Here is a 26343-nt window from a genome sequence, read left to right as displayed (position 1 = left end):
GCCTGCCCGCCGACCATGGCCCGCTGTTCCGGGTCTGGCAGACGCAAAGGCCGCTGTTTAATGAACCTTTCTCCGAGGGGCCGCTGCGCAGGGCCTGGCAGCAGAATGCTCGCCCCTATCAGTTGCGTTCCATGACCTGCCCGACGGCCTTGTGGAAAGCCAGATATTGTTGCAGGCGGGTATGGGCCGCAGAAAATGACGAAGCACCCGAAGGCACCCCCCCACCCAACCCCAGACGTACCCAAACCCGGCGCCAGTGGCCGTTTTTCGCGGGCGGATCAGGAGCATCACGGGACATGCGCGGAAGGCCGTAGATCAGGGGATGGGCAGCCAGCGACCTTCCGCCCTGCAAGGCAGGACGGTGCGCCAAGCGCCGCAGCCCGCGACGATCAGGCCATTTGCAAGCCGTGGGAGGCGGATATCCGCTGATTGGCGGGTTTTTGAGCGCGCTGCAGGGCATAGAGGGCCTGCAATTCACTGCGCACCACATTGAGCTCCATGTCGATGGTTGCGGTGGGCGCACCGCGCTGTTCGCGACGACTGAGCAGGCGATGGCGCAATTGCTGGAGCTCATTGATACGCTGTTGCGGATGATGGGCGTTCATGGTCGTTCTCCTGTGAGTTTACGGGGTGACTTTTCCGTTTGGGGTGATGATGACGCCGCTGCTTGTCGCGGCGTGAATGAATCCTTCGGCACTGCAGGCGCGGGCAATAGCGGTACCGAGATTGCCACTGCAGCCCGTGGTGCTGACCATGACGGTGACTTGCTGTGGCCCTGCCTGGCTGATGGTGGTCGCATCAATCAACACCTGCCCGCATTGCCCCATTTGGGCACCGGTTGCTGCGACAAAAGCCGGAGTGCCTGAGCCATACACCGGGTCGGCCACATCATGGGCAGATTTTCCGTTCAGGGTGCTGTAAATATCCGTAGTTACATCATTGTTGCTGGCTGCAAAAGCATTGGTCACTGCGTCCACCGCCATTTTCAGATTACCCGATACCGTCTGCGCCTTGGCGGTTTCGATGTACGCAAAGTATTGCGGTATCGCAATGGCCGCCAGAATCCCGATGATGGCAATGACAATCATCAGTTCGATGAGGGTGAAGCCGCTGCTCATTTGGGGTTTTGTTGTTGGGCTGGGCATGGTAAGACCTTTCCGAGAGGGTTCTGAAATTATTTTTGAGATGGGGATCAGAGCACTGTCCGAAAGGTGCAGCCCCGAAGGACTGCACATGTAACAAGTCAGTTATAATTACGCCGCGCTGTATGTAGCGGCTCCGTCAGCAGTGATGGTTGCTTGGCAGGGGCCTGCTGAGCATGCAGATATGCCCTGAGCCGATAAAGCTTGAGCAACAGCAGCGGCTATAGTTGTACCGCTTGAACCGCCGCCACTTTGCGTGAGTGCAACCACAATCGAGGTACCATTGTTGGCATCAGTAGGGGTATAAGCATTGCCACTATTCCACGCGATAGAAAATCCACCTGGCATATTGCCTAAGTTGGTTGGCGCACTAGTCGTTTGTCCAGCATTTGCTGCAGCAACTGCAGCCGTTGCTTGAGTAACTGCCTGATGAAAATCCTGGGTAATCGTGGTCGCCTTTGAAGTCACGATATACTGCTCATACTGCGGAATGGCGATGGCCGCCAGAATGCCGATGATGGCAATGACGATCATCAGCTCGATGAGGGTGAAACCGGCTTCGGCGCTGGCCTGCGCCTTCTTGACTAGCATGCTCATGAGTCTTACTCCTTAAATTCTTGCAAGAAACATCATCTGACATCGCGGGGTGCGGTGTCTCATGGTCATCTAAGCATGAAATGTGCCAAATTTTCCTTTACCGGAAAAATTTATAACTTTATGATAAAAATATATTTTATTTAGGCTGTTCATTATTGAAGTATATAGTTAAATAATAACAGAACACCTTTTCATCGTATTTCCCATGAACACCTGTTATTTCCTTCATCGTAACCACCATGAAACCGGTTTGACTTCATAGCGTTTGCGATGAAATCATTTGTGTGCAAATCTTCATGCTGGGATGAAAGGAACAGGCAAGGCTGTTATGAATAAACTACAGCATTCGTCCGTTTTCATCAGCACGCAAAGCACCGCGATGTTGACGGGCAAAACCGTGCGGACGGTACACAACTGGCTCGAATCTGGCGTGATTCAAGGCAAGAAAATGTCTGCAAACCATCTCCCGGGCGGAATGCTCCGGCAGATAGATCTCTCCAGTGTCGAATCCCACATCTGCATCGCGCTGACGCCGGAACTGATAGGCTGGATTCAGCAGGCGGATACTGGAGAGGCCACCGCGCTGAAACTGGTGGGCATCGCTTTTTCTGCCGAGCAGCAGCACGCTATCGCGGTGCCATGGCTGGAGGCCGCTGCCAAAAAAAGCGAGGTGGATGCTATGGACCTGCTTTATTGGCATTATCTGAACGGAGAAGGGGTGCCCAAAGATGCGAGTATTGCCCTGCAGTGGCTGGCGAAGGCTGCAGAGCAGGGGCTGCCAACGGCAAAAATCAAACTCAGACATCTCGGTTTTGACGTGGGACCCATCCAACTGAAGGATGGCTCGGAGTACACCAACTGAATGAGTAAAATGGGTTAGTCAATCAGCCCTAATAATTGGGCCTCGACCCTATCCAAAGGGGGGAGGGGTTTTCCGGGTGAATTGGCCAAAATATCTTGCATTCGGTGTATTCGTAGCAACACGGAGGCTTCGGAAACCTCCAAGGTTTTTGCCAGTCGCTGGATGTGATCGGGGTCACTGGAGACCACGTTGCGCTGGATAGGAGGTTGAAGGGGGGCGGTGGCTCTGTTTTTTTTCTGCAGTACGGCCTGCTCCAGTTTGGCCATGCGATGCCGCAGATCGCTGACATCTTCCAGCAACTGATCGGTGCGCTCCAGAATCGTGTGCAGGTATTCCATAATGGGGTTTTCGTGGGGGTTCATGGGTCTATTTACCAAAAGTTAAAATCCTTCGTAGGATCCAGATCGTCAAAAGTATTTCCGCTGAAGAAGGCCCGCGCTGCTGTGCAGTCATGTACGGTGTCGGGCCTGTCCATTGTGGCGGTTAACCCAACAATATCGCCAAATCCTCCGGCTTCAAATGCGTATATCGTTTCAACATCTGTAAAGTCTTATGCCCGGTGATGGCCGACACCTGCATCGGGTTCAGTCCTTTTTCAAATAGCCGACTGGTGGCTTCATGGCGCAAGTCATGGAAGCATAGGTCCTCAATGTGGGCGAGTTTGCAGCATCGGGAGAATGATTGGGTAATCGTATCGGGTTTGGTCTCCCAGACTGGTCCCTCCAGACGATGGGGCAGGGCGTTGAGCACCTTCAAAGCGGCTGTAGAGAGGGGCACAAGGCGCTTGCTGCCGTTTTTGGTGTCAGGTAATAGCGCAACCCTTCGAGACAGATTAATGTTTTCCCAAGTCAATCTACAAAGCTCTCCTCGTCGCATGGCGGTTTCTATGGCAAATTGAACCAGAGAATACAGGTGGGGATTGTCATCTTTTCGACAGGCTTCCAGTAGGCGTTCTTCCTCATTGCCTTCCAGGCGTCGCTCTCGACCTTGCGGCAGCTTCGGTTTGCGTATGGCTTGCACGGGATTGGTGAGGGCTTCCATACCCCATTCGGTTTTGGCCACTTTGAAAAGATGGCTGAGAACGGCCAGATGCAGGCGGATAGTGTTGGCACTTTTGCCCTCCCGTTCCATCGCTTTGACAGCTTCGGCAACATCCATGCCGCGCACGGCGGACATGAAGCTGCAGGCAATAGGGCGTTTCATCCACTGGCGCAAGCGCATTTGCTCAGGATGTGGCGTTTTCTTGTGAGGCGTCACTTCCGTTAAATAGCGTTCGAGACATTCTTTCAGGGTGGTGTTTTCTGATTGGGACCGGTCACGCCACAACCCTCGCACCATTTCTCCCTCAACCGTGGAGGCCCAGGCCTGTGCGTCCGCCTTGTTGCGAAATACCTTGGATTGGGCGGGAAACCCCTTCTTCCGGATCTTGGCTTGCCAGCCGATACGGATGCCATCCCGATCTAACTGTTCGTAAAAGCCTGCCATTTGTTTGCCTCCTCCATTGCTGTCTCCGGAAGGGTTCAGAGGACTGTTTGGCGGCGGCAAAGCACGGCTGAAAAAGCGCCTGAACCCTTTGCCATTGTCCAGATATTGTCCAGAAAAGGCAAATAGGGAGTTTCTGAGGCGCAAAAAAGAGTGCTTGAATTTTTAAAAACTTTTTATAATCAAGGTGGTGCCCAGGGCCGGACTCGAACCGGCACGGTGTAAACCGAGGGATTTTAAGTCCCTTGCGTCTACCGATTTCGCCACCTGGGCAAGGTAAAGGCTGATCTTTTCATCGTACGCTGTTACCGTGGCGAGAGTCTGATCAACAATGCTCGCATCATAACAAGATCAACCGTCACAAACCAGATGATCAAGTTATTCGAATAAACGCAGCAGGTTGTAGGGAGGCTTTGCAGCAATTTTTGGCCTCGCGGTTGTTGTTTTTGTCGACATCTTTCCCCGAGCCATCATTCTTGAACAGAGGATTGGTAGCTCATTGATCCACAACTTGTTTAGCCAGCGATTGCTTTGAAGTTATGTGAGTATGGTGTATCTGCAAAAATATGGATGCTTGTAAACAGACCGACTAGTCGGTATTATTTCGGTGTTTAAGACTCTAAGCTGATACTGACAAGGAGAATCCATGGCCGACTTGTTCTCACCATTGCAACTGGGCAGCATCCACACCGCTAATCGCATTTTTATGGCACCTTTGACGCGCTGCCGCGCAGAGGGCGAGCATGTACCAACGCCGCTTATGGCAGAATACTACGCTCAAAGAGCCAGTGCGGGGTTGATCATCGCTGAGGCAACCATGATTTTGCCTGGTAATTCTGCCTTTTGGCATGAGCCGGGTATTTATTCGGCCGCACAGATTGATGGTTGGCGCTTAGTGACCGACGCCGTGCATTCAGCTGGAGGTAAAATTGCCCTGCAACTTTGGCATGGTGGTAGAGCGTGCCATCCTGATTTGAATGATGGGGCTGTTCCTGTGGCTCCCAGCGCCATTGCCATTAAGGGTGAAGAGGTACATACCCCAAATGGAAAGCAAAATTATACTGAACCGAGAGCCTTAAAGGATGACGAAATACCCGCTATTGTCCAAGGGTTTGCCCAGGCTGCGCTGAATGCCCGTTCTGCCGGGTTTGATATGGTGGAAGTGCATGCGGCAAACGGTTATTTACTGGATGAATTTCTGCGCGATGGAAGCAATATTCGCTCTGGAATATATGGTGGTAGCATGGAAAACCGTGCGCGACTGCTATTCGAAACATTGACGGCTGTTTCTAATGCCATTGGTGCCGACCGGGTCGGTGTGCGTTTATCTCCCCTCAATAGCTTCAACGATATGCGTGATAGTAATCCCGTGGCCTTGCTGACGTGGCTTGCTGATCGTTTAAATGATTTTGGCTTGGCTTATCTACATTTAATGCGCGGAGACTTTTACGGCCATCAATCAGGGGATATTTTGTCTCCAGCGCGGAAACATTACCGTGGAGCTTTGATTGCCAACATGGGTTACTCGCCAGGAAAAGCCAAAGAAGCTGTAACTTCTGGCATGGTTGATGCCATTGCGTTTGGGACCGCCTTCCTGGCAAATCCAGATTTGCCAGATCGGATTCATGCAGGCTATCCCTTGAATGCTCCTGATCAATCCACTTTTTATTCTACTGGGCCAAAAGGATATACCGACTATCCGGCGTATAACAAAGGCTAGCTTTGGTAAATAATACAGGGCGAGATGAATACCTATTATTCCTTTAGTTATTCTCTCAATTTCCACGATATTTCCTCTCCAGCCCGGAGAGGAATTAATGTGTCCACCCCACAGGGATAGCTTTCGGGAACCGTCCAACCCCGTTTTTCCAGAGTAATGTGCCCCTGATTACGAGGGAGCTGGTAGAAATCCGGTCCATGAAAACTGGCAAAGGCTTCCAGCCGGTCCAGAGCGCCTGCGGCTTCAAAAACTTCTGCATAAAGTTCAATGGCTGCATGGGCGGTGTAAATTCCGGCACAGCCGCAGGCCGACTCCTTATCCTGACGTGGGTGGGGGGCGCTGTCCGTACCGAGAAAATATTTGGGATTACCACTGGTAGCGGCTTGAATCAGTGCCTGGCGGTGGGTTTCCCGTTTGAGGATCGGCAGGCAGTAATGGTGGGGACGAACCCCACCGACAAACAGGGCATTGCGATTGAGGAGCAGGTGGTGAGCGGTGATGGTGGCCGCTATCTGCTTTCCGGCACCGGCAACAAATTGGGTGGCGGTGCGGGTGGTGATATGTTCGAGAACCATGCGCAGATCCGGAAAATTGCGGGTCAGGGGCAGCAGATGGCGTTCTATGAATACGGCTTCCCGATCAAAAATATCAATATCCGGATCGGTCACTTCTCCATGCAGGAGCAGCGGCAGATCCATTTTTTCCATGGCTTCCAGCACGTTGTATACGCGTTTGAGGTCGGTGACACCGTTTTCCGAGTGGGTGGTTGCGCCCGCCGGATAGTATTTCACTGCCTGTACAAAACCGCTGCATTTGGCTTTTTCGATTTCACTCACGGTGGTGTTATCGGTGAGATAAAGGATCATGAGGGGTTGAAATTCCGATGTCGGCTCTAGTGCAGCAACAATCCGGTCACGATAAGCGGTGGCAAGTTCCACCGTGGTGACGGGCGGTTTCAGGTTGGGCATGACGATGGCCCGACCAAAACGTCGGGCACTGTCAGGAAGCACCGAGGCCATATTGGCCCCGTCACGCAGATGCAGATGCCAGTCGTCGGGACGAGTCAGGGTGAGTTCTTGCACAGCATCATCCTCCGCTTGTTGAGATCATACTGGATGATATGTTGCTGGCGCGATGTTTTTCAATCGGGCACTGCGGACTGCTCAGATTTTTGGTGGGCGGCTTCCCTGGCTTTTTTGGCTGCTGCAGCGCTGTGAACCTGCAGGCTATGGTCAATGGTGGTAGCTTCCTGAGGATTCAGGCAGCCTATCAGCGACAAAAGACTATGGGCTTCTGCAAAGCGCTGCATCCGAATTGTCGTTCCATGTGGTTGCTCGCAAACCACTACCGGTCGCCAGTCTACCGGCAGATGGACAAAAACGGTCCGTCCATCAGCCGATGATTGGCTGGCGGGTAGCCCCCGGATAGGCCACCCATAAAAATGATGGGATAGACTGAGTCATCTAACAAGCGATGCTGTATTACGGAAAGCCTATAGCAGCTCTTTCATTTGATATAAAACGGCCAATGCTTCCCTGGGGCTGGTGTTGTCAGGGTCCATTTGCTCCAGGAGTTCCAGTGCGGGGTGGGGTGATGCTGCAAATAGGGGAATTTGCGCCGGTGGATTTTGTGCGGGTGCCGGATTGGGTAAGATGCTTGGTCGTGCAGAGCTCGAATTTTCAAGTAACTGCAGCCGTACCTTGGCAGTGCTGACCACCTTTTCTGGAATGCCGGCCAGGCTGGCCACGGCCAGGCCGTAACTCTGGGCGGCTGGCCCTGCTTCGACACGATGCAGAAAAATGACCTGATCGTTCTGGGCGACAGCATCCAGATGCAGGTTGCTGAGCTGCGGGTTTTCCAGTTCGGTCAGTTCAAAATAGTGGGTGGCAAAAAGTGTAAATGCTCCGCGTTCGAGCAGGGCTTCGGCGGTTGCCCAGGCAATGGCGAGGCCGTCATAGGTGGCGGTGCCGCGCCCGATTTCATCGAGAATGACCAGACTCCGGGCGGTGGCCAGATGCAGTATGCGGGCGGTTTCGCTCATTTCCACCATGAAGGTCGAGCGTCCGCCGGCCAGATCGTCGGCAGCACCAATGCGGGTGAATATCTGGTCGACAGGCCCGATAATGGCTTCGCGAGCGGGCACCCAACTGCCGATATGAGCGAGCAGTACGATCAGTGCGCTCTGGCGCATGTAGGTAGATTTACCGCCCATGTTGGGGCCGGTAATCAGGTGCATCCGCTGTTGCCCATCAAAATGAAGGTCGTTGGGCACAAACTGACTGCCCATTTGCGCTTCGACGACCGGGTGCCTGCCATCAAGAATGTGCAGGCTGTTTTCCGCCACCAGTTGCGGTGCGGACCAATTCAGTGAGATGGCGCGTTCAGCCAGGGTGCTCAGGACATCCAGTTCCGCCACTGCGGTCATGGTGTTCTGCAGGGCTGCAACTTCCGGAATCAGGGCGTCCAGAAGCGTTGTGAAGAGCAGACGTTCCCGGCTGAGAGCCAGACTTTCGGCAGAAAGCGCCTGATCTTCGATAAGCTTGAGGGCGTCATTGATGTAGCGTTCGGCATTTTTGGTGGTCTGGCGGCGGCGGTAGTCGTCGGGAATAGGTCCCTGATAACTGCGGCTGATTTCAATATAAAAGCCGTGAACCCGATTGTACTGAATTTTGAGCTGGCTGATGCCGGTGCGCTGACGTTCTTCCTGCTCCAGATTACGCAGGACATCCTGAAGGTTGTGACTCAGGGCCTGTAAACGATCCAGTTCAGTGTCATAGCCCGTTTGAATATAACCCCCGTCTCTTTGGGTCATGGGGGGCTGATCGACAATGGCGTTTTCCAGCAGCAGGCGGGTTTCTGCGAATAACCCGATGCGTTCCCGATAATCATGAAGTGGACTTTGCGCGAAGCGCTGCAGGCTTTCGTGCAGGGCGGGCAGCGCCTGGAGGGTACTGCGCAATTGCGCCAGATCACGAGGGTTGGCACTGCGCAAGGCAATACGGGTGAGAATGCGCTCGGCATCGGCGATTCCCTGCAGGGCCTTTTGTAGCGGCTCTGGACCCTGGCCGGCTACCAGTGCGCTGACATGCTGCTGGCGCTGCAGCAAATCGGGTCCCTGACGCAAAGGACGTAACAACCAGCGCCTCAGAAGCCGGGTACCCATGGGGGTGCGGGTCTTTTGCAGCAGAGACAGCAGGGTGGGGCCCTGTTCGTGCAAGCTTTCAACAACTTCCAGCGCACGAAAAGCGGTGGCATCCAGATACAGCTCATCTTCGGCGCGTTCAGGCTGCAGGTGCTGGATCTGAGCCAGGCTACCCCGTAGTTGGGATTCGGCATAATGGAGAAGTGCTCCTGCAGCACGCAGGGCCAATGGCCAGTCATTGCAGCCAAAACTGTCCAGGCGCTCGCCAAAATAGCGCTCCAGCACGGCCTGACTGCGCCGGGTCTGGAACAGGGTTTTATCCAGCCCCTGGACATGTTTGTTGTTCAGGCTGGTTTTGAGTGGCGCATCTTCGGGAAGAATGATTTCAGCTACAGGACGCCGGGCAAGCAGGTCGGCCAAGCCGGTCTGGGGAATTTCCCTGAGCATCAGCCGCCCTCCGGCAGCATCCAGCCAGGCAAGGCCGCAGCGTGGGCCTTCTGGACAAATGGCCAGCAGGAGGGGCTCCTGGTGACTATCCAGCAAGCCTCCATCGACAATGGTGCCGGGGGTCAATACCCGGACAATGGCTCTTTCGACAGGTCCTTTGCTGGTGGTTGGGTCACCAATTTGTTCACCGATGGCGATTCTTTCACCGAGTGCGACCAGTTTGCCTAAATAACCATCGATGCTATGCACCGGAACCCCGGCCATGGGGATGGGTTCTCCTGCGCTGTGCCCCCGGCTGGTGAGTGTAATACCCAGCAAAGTCGATGCTTTTTGTGCATCTTCGTAAAACAGTTCGTAAAAATCCCCCATGCGGTAAAACAGCAGCGCATCCGGACATTCTGCTTTCAGTCCAAGATATTGTTGCATCATGGGGGTGTGCTGAGCGCTTGGTTCAGCGGAGCGCATGGTGAGAGCGTTGCCTGTGCAAATCAATGTTCATATTGGGCAGAGGATAGCGCAGGACAAGTAGCTGCGGCTACATCCGTCACCCGTTACGGATGACGGACAGGAAGCGGTACGAATGAATTCAGCTTCGGTTGCCGCCGCCAAAAATTTCCAGCAGGGCCATGAACAGGTTGATGATGTCCAGGTACAGGCCGACTACCAGCAATACCGGTTCCTGAATACCGCCGCGAACCATACGCTGGGTGTCAAACAGAATCAGTCCACTGAACACCAGTACCAGAACCCCGGCAATAGCCAGTTGCAGGGCTGGCAGATGCAGCAGGAACATGTTCAATAAAGAAACCACAATGGCCAGAATCAGTCCGGTGATGAGGAATCCACCGATGTTGCTGAAATCCCGGCGGGTGGTCATGGCGTAGGCAGACAGACCGATAAACATGGCCGCCGTGGTGCCCAGCGCTTCGGCAATGACGGTGGCTCCGTTGGGCATCCGCAGATACATTTCAATCGCGGGTCCCATCATCATGCCCATGCCGGCGGCAAAGAGGAAAACCAGCGGTATGGCAAAAGGACTGCGGTGAGCGCCGGTATACTGCACGGCAAACAGCAGGGCAAAAGAGCCTATCATCAGGATGAAGGGGTGTTCATAGGCAAACGGTGAGCTCATTCCATAAACCGCAGCAATGGCCGAAACGACCAGAGTCGCAGCCAGCAGCGCGTAGGTCTTCCCCAGCAATGCGCCAATGGACGTGCCAGTACGGCTTCCCTGGGGGTTCATGCTGTCGGGAAACTGATAGGGGTTCTGATCCTGATTCATTAACGGACTCCTTCAAACAAGCAACGTGCTTGGGTATATCTCAAGAATGGGGGTTTCTGTTCGATAAATCAATGGTCCTGCTGAACTTTCAACAAAGCAGATCGGGGCTAAGAGTCTGGCAGCGGCGAAAAGTTCCGGCAGTTATCGGCGATTTGTTACTTGCCCATTGCTGAACACATCATTACCCTGCAATTCTTTTCTCGGATTGATGATGGAGCCAGCATGCGCGCACTGATTTTTGACACGGAAACCACGGGGCGGGTGGAGCCCGATCTGATCGAAGCGGCCTGGCTGGCAGTCAGTGATCTCAAGACCCTGGAGGTAGAAGAACAGTTTGTGCAGCGTTATCGCCCGGATAAGCCCATTGAGATGGGGGCCATGGCGGTGCACCATATTCTTGAAGAAGAACTGCTGGATTGTCCTTCGGCGCGGACTTTTACTTTGCCGGAAGATACGGGTTATCTGGTAGGGCATAGTATTGATTATGACTGGGGTGTGATCGGTAAACCCGATGTCAAACGCATTTGCACCTATGCCATGACCCGCAAACTGTGGCCGGAAGTGGACAGTCACTCCCAGTCGGCACTCATGTTTCATTTCAGCAAGGATCGCAAAAAAACGCGGGATAATCTCAAAAATGCCCATTCGGCCCTGGCTGATGTGAAATTTTGCCGGATTTTGCTCAACAAGGTGATTCTGGCGGTGCGTCCTTCTTCCTGGGAAGACTTGTGGGAGTTCAGTGAACGTGCCCGGATTCCCGAAACCATGCCTTTTGGTAAGCATAAAGGCGTCAAAATTATTGATCTGCCGGATGACTACCGTAAATGGGCGCTGAATAATCTGACCGATATGGACTTTTATTTGCGCAAGGCACTGGAAAGCTGAGCACGCAGTACCGCCTCCAGCAGTAGTGCTCCGCACTGGGCGGCACTATTGCCGGCGGCGATAATGCCGTCTTCATGCCCCGCCATTTGCAGTAACACCGGCAGATGAGCATTACGGATGATGCTGCTGATGGCCTCGGCCATGGCGGGGGTCCCATACTCCGCATCCAGAGGGGTGGCCACCATGCCCAGTCGGGCAGCAGCCTGCCAGAGTACCGGGCTGTGCACATGAAATACCCAATGAATGTCAGAGCGGGCGGCGTAACAGGCCGCATGGCTCAGGGCTTCGGAAGAGGGTGGCTGCGGTCCTCTGGCGCGGATTTCATTGCGCAGGATATCCCAGCCTGTCACGGTGCAGAAATTATGCGTGCTCAAGGTCGGGAGCCCTCCGGTTTGGGTGGCGCTGACCAGAAATCCCTGCGTACTGCGGCAGCTCACATTACCAAAACCGATGCCGCCATAGCGCTGTGGATCCGCACCGATCAGCTGGCGGGCAAAAAAAACATCACGCCAGTCCTGTAAGGTAGTAATTTCGGCTTGATCGGAAGCGGCGGCTGGCGTCCAGTGCAACAGGAATTTGGTGACGCCTTCTTCGGATGTGTTGGCTGTGTTCATGAGTTTTAGCGCCGGACAAATATTTTCTGGAGGATTCGGTACCAGCCGGGGAGGGTGACCGGGCCGGATTGGGCTGCATGGACTCTGGCCACTGTTTTGCCGGGACTGGTCGGGCGCTCGGGCAGGGCTACATCCGGCGGGTAAATATCTACCAGGGTGGCTCCCCAACTGCTGCGGTCATTGGCCAGACGAAAGTTTTTGACCATGGGTTCCCGGCGCAGCAAGGCATGTACGGTTTCACGGAGCACGCCTTTACCTTTGCCGTGGATGATGCGGATTTCAGTAATGCCGGCAGCGCGGCAACTGCGTAAATATTCCCGAACCAGATCAGGTGCTTCCTTGGGACGGAAGGCATGGAGATCAAGAACGCCATCTATTGCGCTTTTGAAAACCGGATCAGGCCCTTGCGTCAAAGCAGAACCCTCTCAATGCCTCCCTGTCGGGTGGCGTCAATAAAGCCCTGTTGCCACTGGCTGCCGAGAATTTTACGGGCCAGCTCCACGACAATGTAGTCTGTATCCAGACCGGTATCTTCCCGGTAGCGTTCCAGACCCTGCTGACAAGCCGGGCAACTGGTCAGAAGACGGACATTGTTGTCTACGGCTTTGTCACTGCCGGTGAGCTGGAAAACGCCTTCTTTGAGCACTTCTTCCTTGCGGAAGCGTAACTGGGTGGCAATGTCGGGACGACTGCTGGCCAGCGTTCCGGCTTCGCCACAGCAGCGGGCCGATTCCAGCACTTCCTGACCCAGCAGGCGACTGGCAACTGCCTGGGGTTTGTGGGTTTTCATGGGGCTATGGCAGGGGTCGTGATACAGGTATTGCACGCCCGCGACGCCTTCCAGAGCAATCCCTTTTTCCATCAGATATTCATGAATATCCAGCAGACGGCAACCGGGGAATATTTGCTGGAATTGATATTGCAGCAACTGATCCATGCAAGTGCCACAGGAGAGGATTACCGTTTTTATATCCAGATAGTTGAGGGTGTTGGCGACCCGGTGAAAAAGCACCTGATTACGCACGGAAATTTCCTGTCCTTTGTCTTCCTGCCCCCCGGCTGTCTGGGGATAACCGCAGCAGAGATAACCGGGAGGCAGGACGGTTTGGGCGCCAACATGATGGAGCATGGCGAGTGTTGCCAAGCCGATGTCACTGAACAGCCGCTCGCTGCCGCATCCCGGAAAATAAAAGACGGCGTCACTGTCGTCCGTGACTTTGCTGCTGTCCCGAATAATGGGCACGGTTTTGTCATCAACAATGGCCAGTAACTGGCGCATGGTCTGGGCACCCATTTTGGTGGGCAGGGGTTTGCGTAAAAAATGAATGACTTCCGTACGCATGCTGGCCTTGCCGGTTGTCGCCGGCGGCGGGCCCTTGGGCAGCAAGGGCTTGACGATGTCATGGGCCAGTGCCTGGGCCTTGAACATGGTCTGCAGAACCCCCTGACGCATGAAGTGCACCTTGCCGGGTTCAGTGGCATTCAGGTAGCTCATGGCCAGGCGGGTCCCCATATTGAAGGATTTTTCACCACGCGCCCGGAGAATGTTGCGCATATGAATGGAAACCTTGCCGAAATCAATATCCACCGGGCAGGGCGTCATGCATTTGTGGCAGGTAGTACAGTGATCGGCGACATCATTCATCGCTTCAAAATGCTGCCGCGAAACACCGCGCCGGGTTTGTTCCTCGTACAAAAAGGCCTCAATCAGCAAGCCGGTCGCCAGAATTTTGTTGCGCGGCGAATAGAGCAGATTGGCCCGGGGAATGTGGGTCATGCAGACCGGTTTGCACTTGCCGCAACGCAGGCAATCCTTGATTTCGCGGTTGAGTTCGCCCAGTTCGCTGGCTTCGAGGAGCAGGGCTTCCTGCTCTACCAGTTGCAGGGAGGGGGTGTAGGCGTTGTCCAGACCTGAGCCTGCCAGCAGCTTGCCCGGATTGAAGACATTACCGGGGTCCACTTCGGCCTTGTAGCGGGCAAAGGCGGCTATTTTTTCCGGTTCCAGCCAGCGCATTTTAGTAATGCCAATGCCGTGTTCGCCGGAAATGACACCGCCCAGTTCCAGGGCGATGGCCATGATCCGGTCCACTACGCCGTCGGCCTCATGGAGCATGCGATGATTACTGGATAAAACCGGAATGTTGGTGTGGATATTGCCATCACCCGCATGCATGTGCAGCGCGACGAACAAGCGGGCGCGTTTGTGCTCTGCGTGAATTTCCCGGATCCGTTCGCGCAGGGCATTAAAGGCATCTCCCGCAAATAGCGCCTCCAGTGGCCTTCCTACCCGCTCCCGATAGCTGACCCGCAAAGCCCCGCGCAGGAGCAGGTCAATGAGGGTTTCTTCCGGCTGCAGCGCCGCAGCCGCCGGAGCGTCCAGCAGTTCGGGATGCAAGGCTGCGTCGTCATCGAGCAGCCTGAGCAGGGATTCCCAACGTTGTCGGGTATCCTCAATCAGGGCGAGGGCCGCCGCTCTTTTGGCGGCAACAATGGCCTGATCTTCGCTGGAATCTTCGTAATCTTTGGCTTTGCGGATTTCGGCCATGTCGCCGTTGAAATAGGCTTCCAACGCCGCGAGGCTGCGCAATTTGCTGCTGATGGACTGTTCAATATTGATGCGTTCCACAGCGCGCGTATACGCACCCAGTTGTTCCAGAGGAATCACCACGTCTTCATTGATTTTGAAGGCGTTGGTGTGGGCGGATATGGCGGCAGTGCGGCTGCGGTCGGCCCAGAAGCGCCGTCGCGATTCGGGTGTGGTGGCTACGAAGCCTTCGCCGCCCCGGGCATTGGCAATGCGCACGACTGCGGCCGCCGTGGCTCCGGCCGCATCAGGATCATCGCTGGCAATATCGGCCAGCAGGAGCATTTTCGGGCGCTCGTGGCGGGGAGCCTTGTTACTGTATTTGATGGCTTTCAGATAGCGGTCGTCGAGATGCTCCAATCCGGTCAGCAGAACATCTTTCTGGCTTTCCACGAAGGATTTCACTTCGACGATGGCGGGCACCGCAGCATTCAGGTCGCTCCCGTAAAACTCCAGGCAAACCGTGCGGATATGGGCGGGCATGAGATGCAGCAGGAAACGTCCGGAGGTGATGATGCCATCGCAGCCTTCTTTCTGAATGCCCGGTAGTCCGCCGAGGAATTTGTCGGTAACATCTTTACCCAGGCCAGGCTTGCGGAAGCTGGCGCCCGGCAGGGTGAGTTTTTCTGGCTCACCCAATGGCGATTTGCCATCGGCAGCAAAGCGTTTGAGTAGGAAATCCACCTGCGGCTGATCATGAATTTTGCCGAGGTTATGGTTCAGGCGTTCCACTTCCAGCCAGTTACCGTCGGGGGTGACCATGCGCCAGGAGATTAAATTATCCAGGGCTGTACCCCAAAGTACCGCTTTTTTGCCTCCGGCATTCATGGCGATATTGCCGCCGATGGTGGAAGCATCCATGGATGTGGGATCTACCGCGAACACCAGACCAGCAGCATCGGCAGCATCGGCAACCACTTTGGTGACAACGCCGGCACCCGCGACCATGCTGGGTACTGCGGAGTTCAGTCCCGCCGGCGTAATCATTTCAATAGCCGAGGTCTGCTCCAGTTTTTCGGTGTTGATGACGGCCGTGTGACGCCGGAGCGGGATGGCGCCGCCGGTATAGCCGGTGCCGCCGCCGCGCGGAATGATGGCAAGACCCAGTTCGCGGCAGGCGGCTACCATGCGTTGCACTTCGGATTCATCGGCGGGATAGAGCACCACAAAAGGAATTTCCACCCGCCAGTCGGAAGCATCGGTAATATGGGCGATGCGCGCATAGGCGCTGAAATCGACATTATCCCGTGCCGTAATTTTCAGAAGACGCTTTTCCGATTTTTTGCGTAGTTGCAGATCTTCATCAAACTGCCGGGTGAAGGTTCGTACGGCTTCCCGGGTGTTAGCCAATAGCCGTAATACCAGCGCATTGCCCTCGGCACGCGCGCTGATGTCGTTGAGGCGATGGTCCAGTGCATTCCACAGGGCTTCTCGCCGGCTCTTGTCGCGGGCCAGGTCATCCTGAATATAGGGATTACGCTCTACCACCCAGAGATCGCCCAACACCTCAAAAAGCATGCGCGCTGAACGCCCGGTGACGCGTTGTTCGCGCAGGTCTTCGAGAATGCGCCAGGCTTCCTGGCCAATCAGGCGCGAGACGATTTCGCCATCGGAAAAAGAGGTGTAGTTGTAGGGGATTTCGCGGAGACGTGAGTTCATAAGGGAATCATAACATTGTCAATGAGCCGGGTCTGCCCGAGATGCGCGGCCGCAAACCAGCGCGCACCGGGCTGGGCGACATTCACGGCCTGTAGCGTGTCGCTGTCCCGTAATTCCAGATAATCCATGATAAATCCGGCTTGTTCAAGACGTTCTCGACCGGCTTGGGCCAATTCTGCAGCCGATGTCTGAGGGGTGCTGCGCTGGACCAGATCGAACAGTGTAGCAGCCAACAGAGGAGCCATTTGCCGCTCGCCAGGGCTGAGCCGTGCATTGCGTGAGCTGTAGGCCAATCCGTCCGCTTCTCTTTGAACAGGGCCAGGAAGAATCTGGGTGGTCATGTTCATGTCGGCCACCATTTGCTGAACAATCCGCAGTTGCTGATAGTCTTTTTCGCCAAGGATCAGAATTTCGGGCTGAACCATCTGCAAGAGTTTGTTGACTACGGTGCAGACCCCGGCAAAATGTCCCGGACGACTGGCCCCACAAAGGACTTTGGCCAGACTGTGGGGCGGTATGATGATGGAAAGATCCTTTCTGCCACGCGGATACATCAATGCATCGTCCGGGGTGAAAACTGTGGAGCATCCCGCTGCGTGGAGTTGCTGTAAGTCCTTGTCGAGACTGCGGGGATAATGGGCGAAATCCTCCTGCGGCCCGAACTGCAGCGGGTTGACGTAAATGCTGACCAGCACCTGTTCGGCCCGGGCGGCAGCCAGGCGGACCAAAGCCATATGACCGTCGTGCAGGTTTCCCATGGTGGGGACAAACGCGAGGGTGCCGCGCAGGCTTTGGCGCCACTGACGCAGGCTGGCAATATCCTTGAATACCGGCATGTCAGTGTGGGCGTCGGGGCGGAAAATTGCCGCTGACCACGTCCTGAACATATTGGGCGAAGGCTTTCTGCTGCAGGTTTCCAGCTTCCAGATAGCGGCGTGCGAAGGGTGGACTTTCTGCCTCCAAACCCAATACATCATGGGCTACCAGCACCTGAGCGTCGGTGTCAGGCCCCGCACCAATGCCAATGGTGACGGCATCAATGGCTCTGCTGATTTTGGCAGCGACCTGATCGGGGACGGCTTCCATAACCACAAACCGCGCCCCGGCTGTGCTGAGTGCTGCGGCTTCATGATGCAGACGCTGAGCCTCGGCATCGGTGTTTCCCTGGCGCTGGAAACTGCCCCACTGGCGAACGCGCTGGGGTGTCAGGCCAATATGCGCACAAATATTGATGCCGCGTTCTGCACAGAAAGCTACCGTCGCTGCCATTTCCGCACCGCCTTCCAGTTTGATGACATCGGCCCCGGCACGCAGTAATTCACCCGCCGACTCCCAGGCCTGTTCCGGGCTTTTCTCATAAGTACCAAAGGGGAGATCGGCAAATACCAGGCATCCGCCAGCGCCACGGCGCACCATGCGGGTGTGGTAGCACATCTGCTCCAGCGTGACGTTGAGCGTGTCATGATTCCCACAGACGACCATCCCCAGAGAGTCTCCGACCAGAACACCGTGCATGCCAGCTGCCCCTGCAAAACGCGCCGTGGGGTAATCGTAGGCGGTTACCAGCGCCCGTTTGATGCCCTGTTGTTTGTCTTTAACCCAGCGGGAAATTTTCTTGTGCATTGTGCTCCTCAAATGTCTTGCAGGTGATACTTGACCATTTTAATCAAGTTATCATTGTGCCGCTCTTCATGGACAAAATCCAGTTCTGCGGTATTGATTTCCAGGCACGGCGCGGTGTAGTTGCTGCGCCAGTGCAGATATGCCTGTTGGACTTTGGCCAAATAAGCTGTATCCAGATTTTGTTCATAGGCTCTGGCCCGGGACAGGATACGCTCTTTGAGTGTGGCGAGGGGGGCATCCAGAAAAATCAGCAAAGCGGCGGGCGTGGCTTGATAATGCAGTTGCATTTTGATTTGCTGAAATAACTGGAATTCAGCCGCATTGAGTGTCAGGGGCGTAAATATTTCGTCTTTGCGGGCGCTGTAGTCACTGATGATATAGGCATTGGTCAGCGCTGCAGTCTGCCACTGAGTCTGGCGCTGAAGTAAAAACTGCAGCTCAGTGGCCAGTGCGCCGCCGGGTTGCCGATAAAAGCCGGGCAGGAAGGGGTTTTCTTCAGGCTTTTCAAGAATCAATTCGCCTTGAAAATGATCTGCGAGAAGACGGGCCAAGCTCGTTTTACCGGCCCCTATGGGTCCCTCAATGCTGATGATGCGCGAATGATTCACGCGCTGGCTCGGTGCGGGCGTAAAGTTTCCTTGGGTATGGCTGCTTCGGGCAGGCGCGTGACAGACTGGTCAGCAACGGCGGGCAGATAGTCGGCAATACATCCACATCCTGGCAAGTTCAGCGCAGGATCAAACTCCGCGAGTGGAATCAGGACGAAGGCTCTCTCGCTCATGCGCGGATGCGGTACGCGCAGGCCAGGGTCATGGGAAATCAGATTGCCATGACTCAATAAATCCAGATCGAGAATGCGTGGACCCCAGAACACTTCGGCACTGCGTTGTCGGCCCGCCAGGGCTTCCAGATTTTGCAGGGCCTGCATCAGGGCCTGGGCCGGCAAATGGGTTTGCAAACGGGCAACCGCATTGATGAACGCCGGTTGTTCGACGCCGCCTACTGGCTCCGTGCGATAGAGATGCGAACACCATAGCAGCTTTGAATCCGGCAATTCTGCCAAAGCCTGGATGGCCTTCTGCACCTGTTGCACGGGCTGAGCAAGATTGCTGCCAATACTGATCCAGGCAATTACAGCGGGTTCGGAGGCAGAATGCCCTGTTTGATCAACCATTGTTGCGCATTTTCCTTGTTCGAGATTTCGCCATCCAGTTGGGCTTCCCGCAATGATTTCAATGTTTTTCCCAGAGACGGTCCGGCCTTTAGCCCCAGCGTTTGCAGTTCCTGTCCGTTGAATGGCGACGGGAGACGTCTCTGTACCTGCAAGTAAAGACGGGCGCTGTCCACCAGTGTTGTATTGTCAGCATATACCGCCATAGCCGCCAGTATGCCCGCGACCGAGACACCTTGCCAGATGTTTGCCTTTTGACTGGGACGATTTGCCTTAAGCAGGGTGTCCGGCAAGCCGGGCAAGACCTGGAGATCCGCCAGCAGTCGACCCCGGTCTGGAACCGGCCACCGGTCGAGATAGTGTTGAAGATCGGGTAGGGGTACATCATGCCAGATGAGGGTCAGCATGGGGATAAAAATGGCCAGCGGCTCATCAGGAAACTGTGCGCGCAGCCGCTGAATTTGTTCCTGACCGCGCTGCAGCAAAGTCTGCATGGTGTTGATTGCGGGTGGTGTTGGGCGCAGCAAAAACCAGAGTTTCCACGCAGTCAGCTGGGATAATGCACTGGGTAGTGCTTCCAGTTCCAACAGGTAGCGAAGTTCCCGCCACAATCGTGCGCCACTCAGTTGGGTAAAAATGTCTGCTTGCAGGGCTTGTTTGAGTTGCTGATGACATTCCGGGGCCAAATCCATCTGAAAACGTGTTGCAAAGCGTAATCCCCGCAATATGCGGGTAGGATCATCCAGAAACGAGCGGGAATGCAGGGTTCTGAGTAAACCGGCCTGTAAATCAGCCTGTCCATCATAAGGATCAAGCAGGATTCCGAACTGTTGGGGATCCAGCCGGATAGCCATGGCATTGACGGTGAAGTCCCGGCGCGCCAGGTCGGCATGAATATTTCCGGGGTGAACTTCCGGCAGGGCAGCCGGGGCGGGGTAATGCTCCAGTCGGCACTGGGCAAGATCCAGAGCAACTCCCTGGCTGTCTTCCAGAATAGCCGTGCCGAACTGGGCATGAAACTGATAGTGCGCGCCATGAATCTGCGCTTTGCAGGCTTCCGCCAGCATGCGCGTATCTCCTTCTACGGCCACATCCAGATCGGACGCATAGCGCTTTAAAAACAGGTCACGGACCGCACCACCAACCAGATAGGCAGGGGTGCCCAGTTGTTGGGCAATACGGCCAATTTGCCGCAGATGGTCCAGCCTTGCAGCTCCCCACTGCTTTTCCAGCAAGGGGAGGAGATTTGCGGAGTCTGCTTCCATGGGGCGGATAGACGTACGACCTCGTCAGTCGTTGTCTGTCACTTCTTCAGTGTCTGCTGTATTTTTTGCAGCCACAGAATCAGAACGGGGATGACGGCGACGCCGTCGTTTGGGACGGCGACTGCGGGTCGCGGGCAGCGGACCGAGAGCCGTTTCCTGTCCGTTTTCCTCTAAGCGGGCGGCTTCGATCAGGATGCGGCGACCTTCGTGATCGGCAGTCTGAAATTGTTCCCACCAGTTTCCTAATTCGGCAGCGATCTCTCCGGCTTGAATCCGTAGTAATAAGAAGTCAAAGGCCGCACGGAAGCGGGGATGGGCGAGTAGCGCATGGGGACGTCTTCCGCCTCTGCGCAAAAAACGCGCCTGGAGATCCCAGATTTCGCGCATGGGCAGGGAAAAGCGCCGTGGTACAGCTACCCGGCCCATGCAATCCTGGAGAATATCGCTGGCCGCCTGCTGCAAGGCAATGGCTGCAGGTTTTCCTTGCTGCTCCAGTACCTGACTTTGTTGTTGCAATACCGGCCAGAACAGGGCTGCAAACAAGAAGGCCGGCGTGACGGATTTGCCATCGTGAACCCGCTGATCGGTCCCTTCCAGGGCGCCCTGTAATAAAATCCGGGCAGGTTCGGCGTTGTCCGTATCGAGGAGGGCGTCGACTTGTGGAAATAAAGCAGCGAACAGACCATGTTGGCGGAGTAATTCAAAGCTGGAACGGGCGTTGCCATTCAAAAACAGCTTGAGGGTTTCCTCAAAAAGTCGCGCAGAGGGCACTTCCTGCAAGCAGTCCCGACAGGTGCTGATGGGCGCACGGGCGGCTTCGTCGAGTGTGAACCCCAGTTTTGCGGCAAAGCGCACTGCCCGCAACATGCGTACCGGATCTTCGCGATAGCGTTGTTCGGGATCCCCAATAATACGTAAAAGGCCAGCCTGCAAATCTTCCATGCCTGTGGAGAAATCCAGAATGCCGCGATCAGCAATGTTGTAATACAAGGCATTGGCCGTGAAATCCCGGCGCCGGGCATCTTCTTCCAGCGACCCGTAAACATTGTCGGCCAGAATCCGTCCACTTTCACTGCGCTCACTGGCATCCTTCTTTTTGCCATCAGCGCCGCCCCGGAATGTCGCCACTTCAATGATTTCACTACCAAACTGAACATGCACCAGAATAAAGCGCCGCCCAATCAGGCGGGCATTGCGCCGAAACAGTTTGCGCACCTGCTCCGGATGCGCGTCCGTGGCCACATCAAAATCCTTGGGTTCGCGACCCAGAAGGAGATCACGCACCCCCCCACCGACCATGTAGGCCTGAAAACCCGCCCGATGCAAGCCATTCAGTACCTGCAAGGCGCCGTCGCTAATATCCCTCCGGGAGATATTATGTTCTGCTCGCGGTGTTACCTGCGCGCCAGGAATCTGCACGGGGAGCGGGGTCGGCGCATCGGCAGAGCTATCCGTACTTGCCTCTGCAATGTTTAACTGGCTGGTTATAAAAAATTTTAAAGATACCAAGGCTGATCCCTAGCGAGGGTGGTCTGTCGTTCCCGGCGATAGTGTACCTGAAAAGTTGGGGAAAAGCAGCGTGGGGTGATGTTAAGACATAAACAATATCAATAGATGCAGAAAAACAGTATTAAAAATGAAAAAAATCAACAAGTATATGTTATTATAATTGCGTGAATTGTGTGATCATAATTTATTCCACTTTTTTCGTATCAGATAAATAGGGCGATGCTTGCTTTCCTCGTAAATCCTTCCCAGATATTCACCTATTACACCAAGCGCCATCAATTGCACTCCGCCTAAAAACAGCAGGGTGACCATCATGGAAGGATATCCCTTGACAGGGTTTCCATAAACGAGGGTGCTGATAATCAGCCACAAAGCATAAAGGAAAGCCAGACCGGAGACGATAAAACCCAGATAAGCCGCTAATTGTAGGGGTACCTGACTGAATGAGGTAATGCCTTCGACGGCAAAATTCCAGAGTTTCCAGTAATTCCAGGTGGTTTTGCCGCTATGTCGTGGTGCACGGTGGTAGTAAATGTTGGTACTGCGAAAACCTACCCAGGCGAATAGCCCTTTCATGAAACGACGGCGTTCTGGAAGGCTTTGCAAGGCATCCAGTACCGGACGCGACAAAAGCCGGAAGTCACCCGTGTCAGCGGGAATATCTACGGCGCTCATCCGGTTGATCACCCGGTAAAAAAAGTGGGCTGAAGCGCGTTTGAGCCAGGACTCCCCCTCTCGGGAGAGGCGTACGGCGTTGACCACATCATAACCATCGTGCCATTGGGCAATCAGTTCAGGGATGAGCTCTGGAGGGTCCTGCAGGTCTGCATCCAGGGGAATGGCGGCATCGCCCTGGGCAGCGTCCAGACCAGCAGTTAAAGCGGCTTCTTTCCCAAAGTTGCGGGACAAATCTATGACCTGAATCCGAGGGTCGTGCTGGTGCAGGGCGATCAGCTGGAGGAGGGTGTCATCGGTGCTGCCATCGTTGACACAGACCATTTCCCAAGGTTCCCCGCAGGCATCCATAATGCCACTCACCCGCTCATGAAGGATTTTCAGGTTGCCCGATTCATTATGGCAGGGAACGATGATGGAAACGGTCATTGCATGTTTTCGTTATGATATGGGCAGCCTGCGACGTTAGTTGCGAAAGTTAGCAGGCTCAGACCGCTTCGGTCAATTCCGAATCAATTCTACATACTGGAAAAATGGCTTCTCATTGGCTATAGTTCGGGATGCCTTTTATCACGGGGCTGGGATGCGCACACCCGGCCCCTTTCTTGTTATAGGTGATCCATTATGCAACTGATCGGCGAAGCTCTGACCTTTGATGATGTCCTGCTCGTACCTGCCCACTCTGCAGTACTCCCCCGCAACGTCCAGATTTCAACACAGTTGAGTCGACGCATCCGCCTCAATATTCCCTTGTTGTCGGCTGCCATGGATACGGTGACGGAGGCAGCCATGGCCATCGGGCTGGCGCAGGAAGGTGGTATTGGTATCGTCCATAAAAACATGTCACCGGATCAGCAGGCGGCTTTGGTGCGACGGGTCAAAAAATTTGAGGCCGGAGTCATCAAGGATCCCATCACTACGCGTGCCAACGTCAGCATCCGTGAGGTGCTGCAGATTATGGCTCTGCATGGCATTTCCGGTGTGCCGGTGGTGGATGGAGAGCGTCTGGAAGGTATTGTGACCCACCGTGATCTGCGTTTTGAAACGCGCATGGATGCGCCCGTAAGTAGTGTGATGACACCCAGGGACAGGTTGGTTACTGTACCGGAAGGTACCAGTCTGGATGCAACCAAGGCGCTATTGCATCAGCATCGGATTGAAAAAATTCTGGTCGTTAATGAGGACTTTGAGTTACGCGGTCTGATTACGGTCAAAGATATTCGTAAGGCCACTGAGCATCCCCTGGCTTGTCGTGATGCCCAAGGGCGTCTGCTGGTTGGCGCGGCCGTGGGTGTGGGGGAGGGCACCGATGCCCGGGTGCAGGCACTGGCTGAGGCCGGGGTTGATGTCATCATTGTGGATACGGCTCATGGTCACAGCCAGGGCGTACTGGATCGGGTGCGCTGGATCAAGGAACGTTACCCGGACGTGGATGTCATTGGCGGCAATATTGCCACCGGTGAAGCGGCGCTGGCGCTGGTGGAAGCGGGCGCAGACGGGGTGAAGGTCGGTATCGGGCCGGGCTCTATTTGCACCACCCGGATTGTGGCCGGTGTCGGTGTTCCGCAGGTGACGGCTATCAGTAACGTGGCAGATGCTCTGGCCAATACCGGTGTACCCCTGATTGCCGATGGTGGCATCCGTTTTTCGGGGGATTTTGCCAAGGCGCTGGCCGCCGGAGCCCACTCGGTGATGGTCGGTGGTTTGCTGGCGGGTACGGATGAAGCGCCCGGAGAAATCGAACTTTATCAGGGCCGCTCTTATAAAGCTTATCGCGGGATGGGTTCTTTAGGCGCTATGCAACAGGGGTCGGCTGACCGGTATTTTCAGGATGCCAGCCCGGAAGCGCCCAAGCTGGTTCCAGAGGGTGTGGAGGGTCGGGTTCCCTACAAGGGACCGGCTGGACAGGTGATTCATCAATTGCTGGGTGGATTACGTTCCAGCATGGGCTACCTGGGTGCCGAAGACTTGACCGCCCTACGCAATCGCGCCCGTTTCATCAAGATCACCCAGGCTGGCGTCCGTGAAAGTCATGTTCACGACGTCAATATTACCAAAGAAGCCCCTAACTACCGGGTGGAGTGACCCATGCAAGAACGCATTCTGATTCTCGATTTCGGTTCCCAGTTCACCCAGTTGATCGCCCGGCGGGTGCGTGAAACGCATGTTTATTGCGAAATACATCCGCATCATATGTCGCTGACGGATATACAGAATTGGGAACCCCAGGGCATTATTTTGTCTGGAGGGCCTGCCTCTGTTCACGATCAGGATGCCCCCATGGTGGATCCGGGTATATTTGCGCTGGGTCTGCCGATTCTTGGTATCTGTTATGGTCTGCAATTGATGGCTCATGTGCTGGGTGGCGCAGTCGCCAAAGCCGAACATCGGGAATATGGGCGCGCCCAGCTGCAGATTCAGGAAGCTTTGGGGCCTTTGTTGTCTTTTAAAAGCGCGGAAGCCACGGAAGAAGTCTGGATGAGTCATGGTGATCGCATTGAAAAAATGCCAGACGGATTTCGGATTCTGGCCAGTAGTGCCAATTCGCCTTTAGCGGCTATTGGCGATCCGGTTCGCCATTTTTATGGGGTGCAATTTCATCTTGAAGTAGTCCATACGCCGCGTGGGGCAGAAATGCTCACGGCCTTTGTGCGTGGTGTTTGCGGTTGTCACGGTCAATGGACCATGCATTCCTACGTGGACAGTGCCGTAGCCACCATTCGCGCTCAGGTCGGCAAGGGTAAGGTCATTGCGGCCCTGTCTGGAGGCGTGGATTCGGCGGTGGCGGCGGTTTTGATTCATCGCGCCATAGGCGATCAGTTGACCTGTATTTTTGTGGATAATGGCTTGTTGCGTTTCGGTGAATCCGAAAAGGTCCAGACGGTTTTTCGCAATTATTTTCAGATTCCATTACAGGTCATAGATGCCCGGCAACGTTTTCTGGATGTGTTGGATCAGGTTACGGACCCCGAAAAAAAACGCAAGGCTATTGGCAATTTGTTCATTGAGATTTTTGAGGAAGAGGCCAAAAAGGTCGAAGGTGCCGATTTTCTGGCGCAGGGCACCTTATATCCCGATGTCATTGAGTCGGTTTCATTCAAGGGGCCCAGTGCCACCATCAAATCCCATCATAATGTGGGCGGGTTGCCGGAACGCATGCATCTGCAGCTGGTGGAACCTCTCCGGGAATTATTCAAGGATGAAGTCCGGGAGCTGGGTCGGGAATTGGGTATGCCCGAAGAAGTCATTCGTCGGCAACCCTTTCCGGGTCCGGGTCTGGCGATTCGTTGTCTGGGAGCCATTGATGCGTCACGCCTGGAGATACTGCGGCGTGCGGATCGCATTGTCATGGAAGAAGTTCGCGAGGCTGGATTATATGATCAGCTTTGGCAGGCCTTTGCCGTCTTGCTGCCCGTGAGGAGTGTGGGGGTCATGGGCGATGCCCGCACTTATGATGAAACCATTGCCCTGCGTGCGGTAGAGTCGTCCGACGGGATGACGGCGGACTGGGCGCATTTGCCCTACGCAGTTCTGGGCCGCATTTCCACCCGAATCATCAATGAAGTATCGGGTATCAATCGGGTGGTTTACGATATTTCTTCCAAGCCACCGGCCACCATTGAGTGGGAGTGATCTGAAAATATTTCCCAGCCTGCATTCATGCAGGCTTTCTTGGGGTTATCT

At 55.0% G+C, this 26343-nt stretch carries 25 protein-coding genes and 1 tRNA gene; 5 read left to right on the top strand and 21 right to left on the bottom strand.

The features are described from left to right. Window positions 1-118: 118 nt before the first annotated feature. The 4 genes from H7F11_RS01430 to H7F11_RS17070 form a co-directional block, all read right to left on the bottom strand. Window positions 119-370, bottom strand: a complete 252-nt coding sequence (locus H7F11_RS01430) for a hypothetical protein (RefSeq protein ID WP_193657983.1) — start codon at window positions 368-370, stop codon at window positions 119-121. Between the two features lie 19 nt (window positions 371-389). After that, complete coding sequence (locus tag H7F11_RS01425) at window positions 390-605, bottom strand: hypothetical protein (protein WP_193650586.1); 216 nt, start codon at window positions 603-605, stop codon at window positions 390-392. 18 nt (window positions 606-623) lie between these two features. Beyond that, window positions 624-1118, bottom strand: a complete 495-nt coding sequence (locus tag H7F11_RS01420) for a prepilin-type N-terminal cleavage/methylation domain-containing protein (RefSeq protein ID WP_193650704.1) — start codon at window positions 1116-1118, stop codon at window positions 624-626. 135 nt (window positions 1119-1253) lie between these two features. After that, on the bottom strand, window positions 1254-1739 hold the full coding sequence (locus tag H7F11_RS17070; RefSeq protein WP_193650587.1) for a prepilin-type N-terminal cleavage/methylation domain-containing protein: 486 nt from the start codon (window positions 1737-1739) through the stop codon (window positions 1254-1256). A 328-nt stretch (window positions 1740-2067) separates the two neighbouring features. On the opposite strand from H7F11_RS17070, the gene H7F11_RS01410 reads away from it, so the two are divergent. Beyond that, the gene (locus tag H7F11_RS01410; RefSeq protein WP_193650588.1) at window positions 2068-2601 is read left to right on the top strand and encodes a tetratricopeptide repeat protein; all 534 of its coding nucleotides are present in this window, start codon (window positions 2068-2070) and stop codon (window positions 2599-2601) included. A 14-nt stretch (window positions 2602-2615) separates the two neighbouring features. Here the strand turns inward: H7F11_RS01410 and H7F11_RS01405 are convergent, their stop codons facing one another. The 3 genes from H7F11_RS01405 to H7F11_RS01395 form a co-directional block, all read right to left on the bottom strand. Beyond that, on the bottom strand, window positions 2616-2963 hold the full coding sequence (locus H7F11_RS01405) for a hypothetical protein (protein ID WP_193650589.1): 348 nt from the start codon (window positions 2961-2963) through the stop codon (window positions 2616-2618). A gap of 121 nt (window positions 2964-3084) precedes the next feature. Further along, on the bottom strand, window positions 3085-4086 hold the full coding sequence (locus H7F11_RS01400) for a site-specific integrase (RefSeq protein WP_193650590.1): 1002 nt from the start codon (window positions 4084-4086) through the stop codon (window positions 3085-3087). 185 nt (window positions 4087-4271) lie between these two features. After that, window positions 4272-4356 (bottom strand) — tRNA-Leu (locus H7F11_RS01395). A gap of 373 nt (window positions 4357-4729) precedes the next feature. Between H7F11_RS01395 and H7F11_RS01390 the strand changes: the two genes are divergently transcribed. Next, window positions 4730-5803 carry an alkene reductase gene (locus H7F11_RS01390; RefSeq protein ID WP_193650591.1) on the top strand — a complete coding sequence of 358 codons (1074 nt, stop codon included), beginning with the start codon at window positions 4730-4732 and terminating at the stop codon, window positions 5801-5803. Window positions 5804-5850: 47 nt separating this feature from the next. On the opposite strand, the gene pyrC is transcribed toward H7F11_RS01390, so the two are convergent. The 4 genes from pyrC to H7F11_RS01370 form a co-directional block, all read right to left on the bottom strand. Continuing rightward, complete coding sequence (gene pyrC / locus H7F11_RS01385; protein ID WP_193650592.1) at window positions 5851-6885, bottom strand: dihydroorotase; 1035 nt, start codon at window positions 6883-6885, stop codon at window positions 5851-5853. Between the two features lie 59 nt (window positions 6886-6944). Next, the gene (locus H7F11_RS01380; protein WP_193650593.1) at window positions 6945-7112 is read right to left on the bottom strand and encodes a hypothetical protein; all 168 of its coding nucleotides are present in this window, start codon (window positions 7110-7112) and stop codon (window positions 6945-6947) included. A gap of 183 nt (window positions 7113-7295) precedes the next feature. Next, on the bottom strand, window positions 7296-9821 hold the full coding sequence (gene mutS / locus H7F11_RS01375; RefSeq protein ID WP_227485151.1) for a DNA mismatch repair protein MutS: 2526 nt from the start codon (window positions 9819-9821) through the stop codon (window positions 7296-7298). Window positions 9822-9978: 157 nt separating this feature from the next. Beyond that, the gene (locus tag H7F11_RS01370; RefSeq protein WP_010640069.1) at window positions 9979-10674 is read right to left on the bottom strand and encodes a Bax inhibitor-1 family protein; all 696 of its coding nucleotides are present in this window, start codon (window positions 10672-10674) and stop codon (window positions 9979-9981) included. A gap of 222 nt (window positions 10675-10896) precedes the next feature. Between H7F11_RS01370 and H7F11_RS01365 the strand changes: the two genes are divergently transcribed. After that, on the top strand, window positions 10897-11559 hold the full coding sequence (locus tag H7F11_RS01365) for a putative quorum-sensing-regulated virulence factor (RefSeq protein WP_024892642.1): 663 nt from the start codon (window positions 10897-10899) through the stop codon (window positions 11557-11559). Here the strand turns inward: H7F11_RS01365 and H7F11_RS01360 are convergent. The 10 genes from H7F11_RS01360 to H7F11_RS01315 form a co-directional block, all read right to left on the bottom strand. Continuing rightward, window positions 11532-12173: a class II aldolase/adducin family protein gene (locus H7F11_RS01360; RefSeq protein WP_193650595.1), complete on the bottom strand. Its 642-nt coding sequence runs from the start codon at window positions 12171-12173 to the stop codon at window positions 11532-11534. The genes H7F11_RS01365 and H7F11_RS01360 overlap by 28 nt on opposite strands. A gap of 5 nt (window positions 12174-12178) precedes the next feature. Next, window positions 12179-12586: a Smr/MutS family protein gene (locus H7F11_RS01355; protein ID WP_193650596.1), complete on the bottom strand. Its 408-nt coding sequence runs from the start codon at window positions 12584-12586 to the stop codon at window positions 12179-12181. Further along, a complete protein-coding gene (locus tag H7F11_RS01350) occupies window positions 12583-16416 on the bottom strand; it encodes a DUF3683 domain-containing protein (protein WP_193650597.1) in 3834 nt (1277 codons plus the stop codon). Before H7F11_RS01350 ends, H7F11_RS01355 begins: the two co-directional genes overlap by 4 nt. Beyond that, window positions 16413-17252 carry a pantoate--beta-alanine ligase gene (gene panC, locus H7F11_RS01345; RefSeq protein ID WP_193650705.1) on the bottom strand — a complete coding sequence of 280 codons (840 nt, stop codon included), beginning with the start codon at window positions 17250-17252 and terminating at the stop codon, window positions 16413-16415. Before panC ends, H7F11_RS01350 begins: the two co-directional genes overlap by 4 nt. A gap of 1 nt (window position 17253) precedes the next feature. Further along, window positions 17254-18039: a 3-methyl-2-oxobutanoate hydroxymethyltransferase gene (panB, locus tag H7F11_RS01340; RefSeq protein WP_193650598.1), complete on the bottom strand. Its 786-nt coding sequence runs from the start codon at window positions 18037-18039 to the stop codon at window positions 17254-17256. 8 nt (window positions 18040-18047) lie between these two features. Then, a complete protein-coding gene (locus tag H7F11_RS01335) occupies window positions 18048-18647 on the bottom strand; it encodes a deoxynucleoside kinase (RefSeq protein WP_193650599.1) in 600 nt (199 codons plus the stop codon). Beyond that, entirely contained in the window at window positions 18644-19213 is a 570-nt protein-coding gene (gene folK, locus H7F11_RS01330) for a 2-amino-4-hydroxy-6-hydroxymethyldihydropteridine diphosphokinase (protein ID WP_193650600.1), read from the bottom strand. Before folK ends, H7F11_RS01335 begins: the two co-directional genes overlap by 4 nt. Then, complete coding sequence (locus H7F11_RS01325; protein WP_193650601.1) at window positions 19171-20475, bottom strand: CCA tRNA nucleotidyltransferase; 1305 nt, start codon at window positions 20473-20475, stop codon at window positions 19171-19173. The genes folK and H7F11_RS01325 overlap by 43 nt, the downstream gene beginning before the upstream one ends. Before the next feature lie 24 nt (window positions 20476-20499). Beyond that, complete coding sequence (gene pcnB, locus H7F11_RS01320) at window positions 20500-21984, bottom strand: polynucleotide adenylyltransferase PcnB (protein ID WP_193650602.1); 1485 nt, start codon at window positions 21982-21984, stop codon at window positions 20500-20502. Between the two features lie 177 nt (window positions 21985-22161). Continuing rightward, window positions 22162-23088: a glycosyltransferase family 2 protein gene (locus H7F11_RS01315; RefSeq protein WP_193650603.1), complete on the bottom strand. Its 927-nt coding sequence runs from the start codon at window positions 23086-23088 to the stop codon at window positions 22162-22164. A 195-nt stretch (window positions 23089-23283) separates the two neighbouring features. On the opposite strand from H7F11_RS01315, the gene guaB reads away from it, so the two are divergent. Together guaB and guaA are read left to right on the top strand one after the other, a co-directional pair. Further along, window positions 23284-24744 (top strand): IMP dehydrogenase, encoded by a 1461-nt coding sequence (gene guaB / locus H7F11_RS01310; protein WP_010640046.1) that lies wholly within the window; start codon window positions 23284-23286, stop codon window positions 24742-24744. 3 nt (window positions 24745-24747) lie between these two features. Continuing rightward, complete coding sequence (gene guaA, locus H7F11_RS01305) at window positions 24748-26292, top strand: glutamine-hydrolyzing GMP synthase (protein ID WP_193650604.1); 1545 nt, start codon at window positions 24748-24750, stop codon at window positions 26290-26292. Window positions 26293-26343: the final 51 nt, after the last annotated feature.

Source organism: Acidithiobacillus sp. HP-2, from assembly GCF_015100155.1.
Lineage (GTDB): Bacteria > Pseudomonadota > Gammaproteobacteria > Acidithiobacillales > Acidithiobacillaceae > Acidithiobacillus.
The sequence above is the reverse complement of the archived record's forward strand: the minus strand, read 5'-3'. Positions and strand labels throughout refer to the sequence as shown.

What these genes read in the sequence shown, in the direction of transcription:
- panC (WP_193650705.1), bottom strand. Translation starts at nt 17,252, where the DNA reads ATGCCGGTATTCAAGGATATTGCCAGCCTGCGTCAGTGGCGCCAAAGC.
- H7F11_RS17070 (WP_193650587.1), bottom strand. Translation starts at nt 1,739, where the DNA reads ATGAGCATGCTAGTCAAGAAGGCGCAGGCCAGCGCCGAAGCCGGTTTC.
- H7F11_RS01325 (WP_193650601.1), bottom strand. Translation starts at nt 20,475, where the DNA reads ATGGAAGCAGACTCCGCAAATCTCCTCCCCTTGCTGGAAAAGCAGTGG.
- H7F11_RS01420 (WP_193650704.1), bottom strand. Translation starts at nt 1,118, where the DNA reads ATGAGCAGCGGCTTCACCCTCATCGAACTGATGATTGTCATTGCCATC.
- H7F11_RS01410 (WP_193650588.1), top strand. Translation starts at nt 2,068, where the DNA reads ATGAATAAACTACAGCATTCGTCCGTTTTCATCAGCACGCAAAGCACC.
- mutS (WP_227485151.1), bottom strand. Translation starts at nt 9,821, where the DNA reads ATGATGCAACAATATCTTGGACTGAAAGCAGAATGTCCGGATGCGCTG.
- H7F11_RS01370 (WP_010640069.1), bottom strand. Translation starts at nt 10,674, where the DNA reads ATGAATCAGGATCAGAACCCCTATCAGTTTCCCGACAGCATGAACCCC.
- H7F11_RS01405 (WP_193650589.1), bottom strand. Translation starts at nt 2,963, where the DNA reads ATGAACCCCCACGAAAACCCCATTATGGAATACCTGCACACGATTCTG.
- H7F11_RS01380 (WP_193650593.1), bottom strand. Translation starts at nt 7,112, where the DNA reads ATGCAGCGCTTTGCAGAAGCCCATAGTCTTTTGTCGCTGATAGGCTGC.
- H7F11_RS01425 (WP_193650586.1), bottom strand. Translation starts at nt 605, where the DNA reads ATGAACGCCCATCATCCGCAACAGCGTATCAATGAGCTCCAGCAATTG.
- guaA (WP_193650604.1), top strand. Translation starts at nt 24,748, where the DNA reads ATGCAAGAACGCATTCTGATTCTCGATTTCGGTTCCCAGTTCACCCAG.
- folK (WP_193650600.1), bottom strand. Translation starts at nt 19,213, where the DNA reads ATGGTTGATCAAACAGGGCATTCTGCCTCCGAACCCGCTGTAATTGCC.
- H7F11_RS01360 (WP_193650595.1), bottom strand. Translation starts at nt 12,173, where the DNA reads ATGAACACAGCCAACACATCCGAAGAAGGCGTCACCAAATTCCTGTTG.
- H7F11_RS01365 (WP_024892642.1), top strand. Translation starts at nt 10,897, where the DNA reads ATGCGCGCACTGATTTTTGACACGGAAACCACGGGGCGGGTGGAGCCC.
- H7F11_RS01350 (WP_193650597.1), bottom strand. Translation starts at nt 16,416, where the DNA reads ATGAACTCACGTCTCCGCGAAATCCCCTACAACTACACCTCTTTTTCC.
- H7F11_RS01390 (WP_193650591.1), top strand. Translation starts at nt 4,730, where the DNA reads ATGGCCGACTTGTTCTCACCATTGCAACTGGGCAGCATCCACACCGCT.
- guaB (WP_010640046.1), top strand. Translation starts at nt 23,284, where the DNA reads ATGCAACTGATCGGCGAAGCTCTGACCTTTGATGATGTCCTGCTCGTA.
- H7F11_RS01400 (WP_193650590.1), bottom strand. Translation starts at nt 4,086, where the DNA reads ATGGCAGGCTTTTACGAACAGTTAGATCGGGATGGCATCCGTATCGGC.
- H7F11_RS01315 (WP_193650603.1), bottom strand. Translation starts at nt 23,088, where the DNA reads ATGACCGTTTCCATCATCGTTCCCTGCCATAATGAATCGGGCAACCTG.
- panB (WP_193650598.1), bottom strand. Translation starts at nt 18,039, where the DNA reads ATGCACAAGAAAATTTCCCGCTGGGTTAAAGACAAACAACAGGGCATC.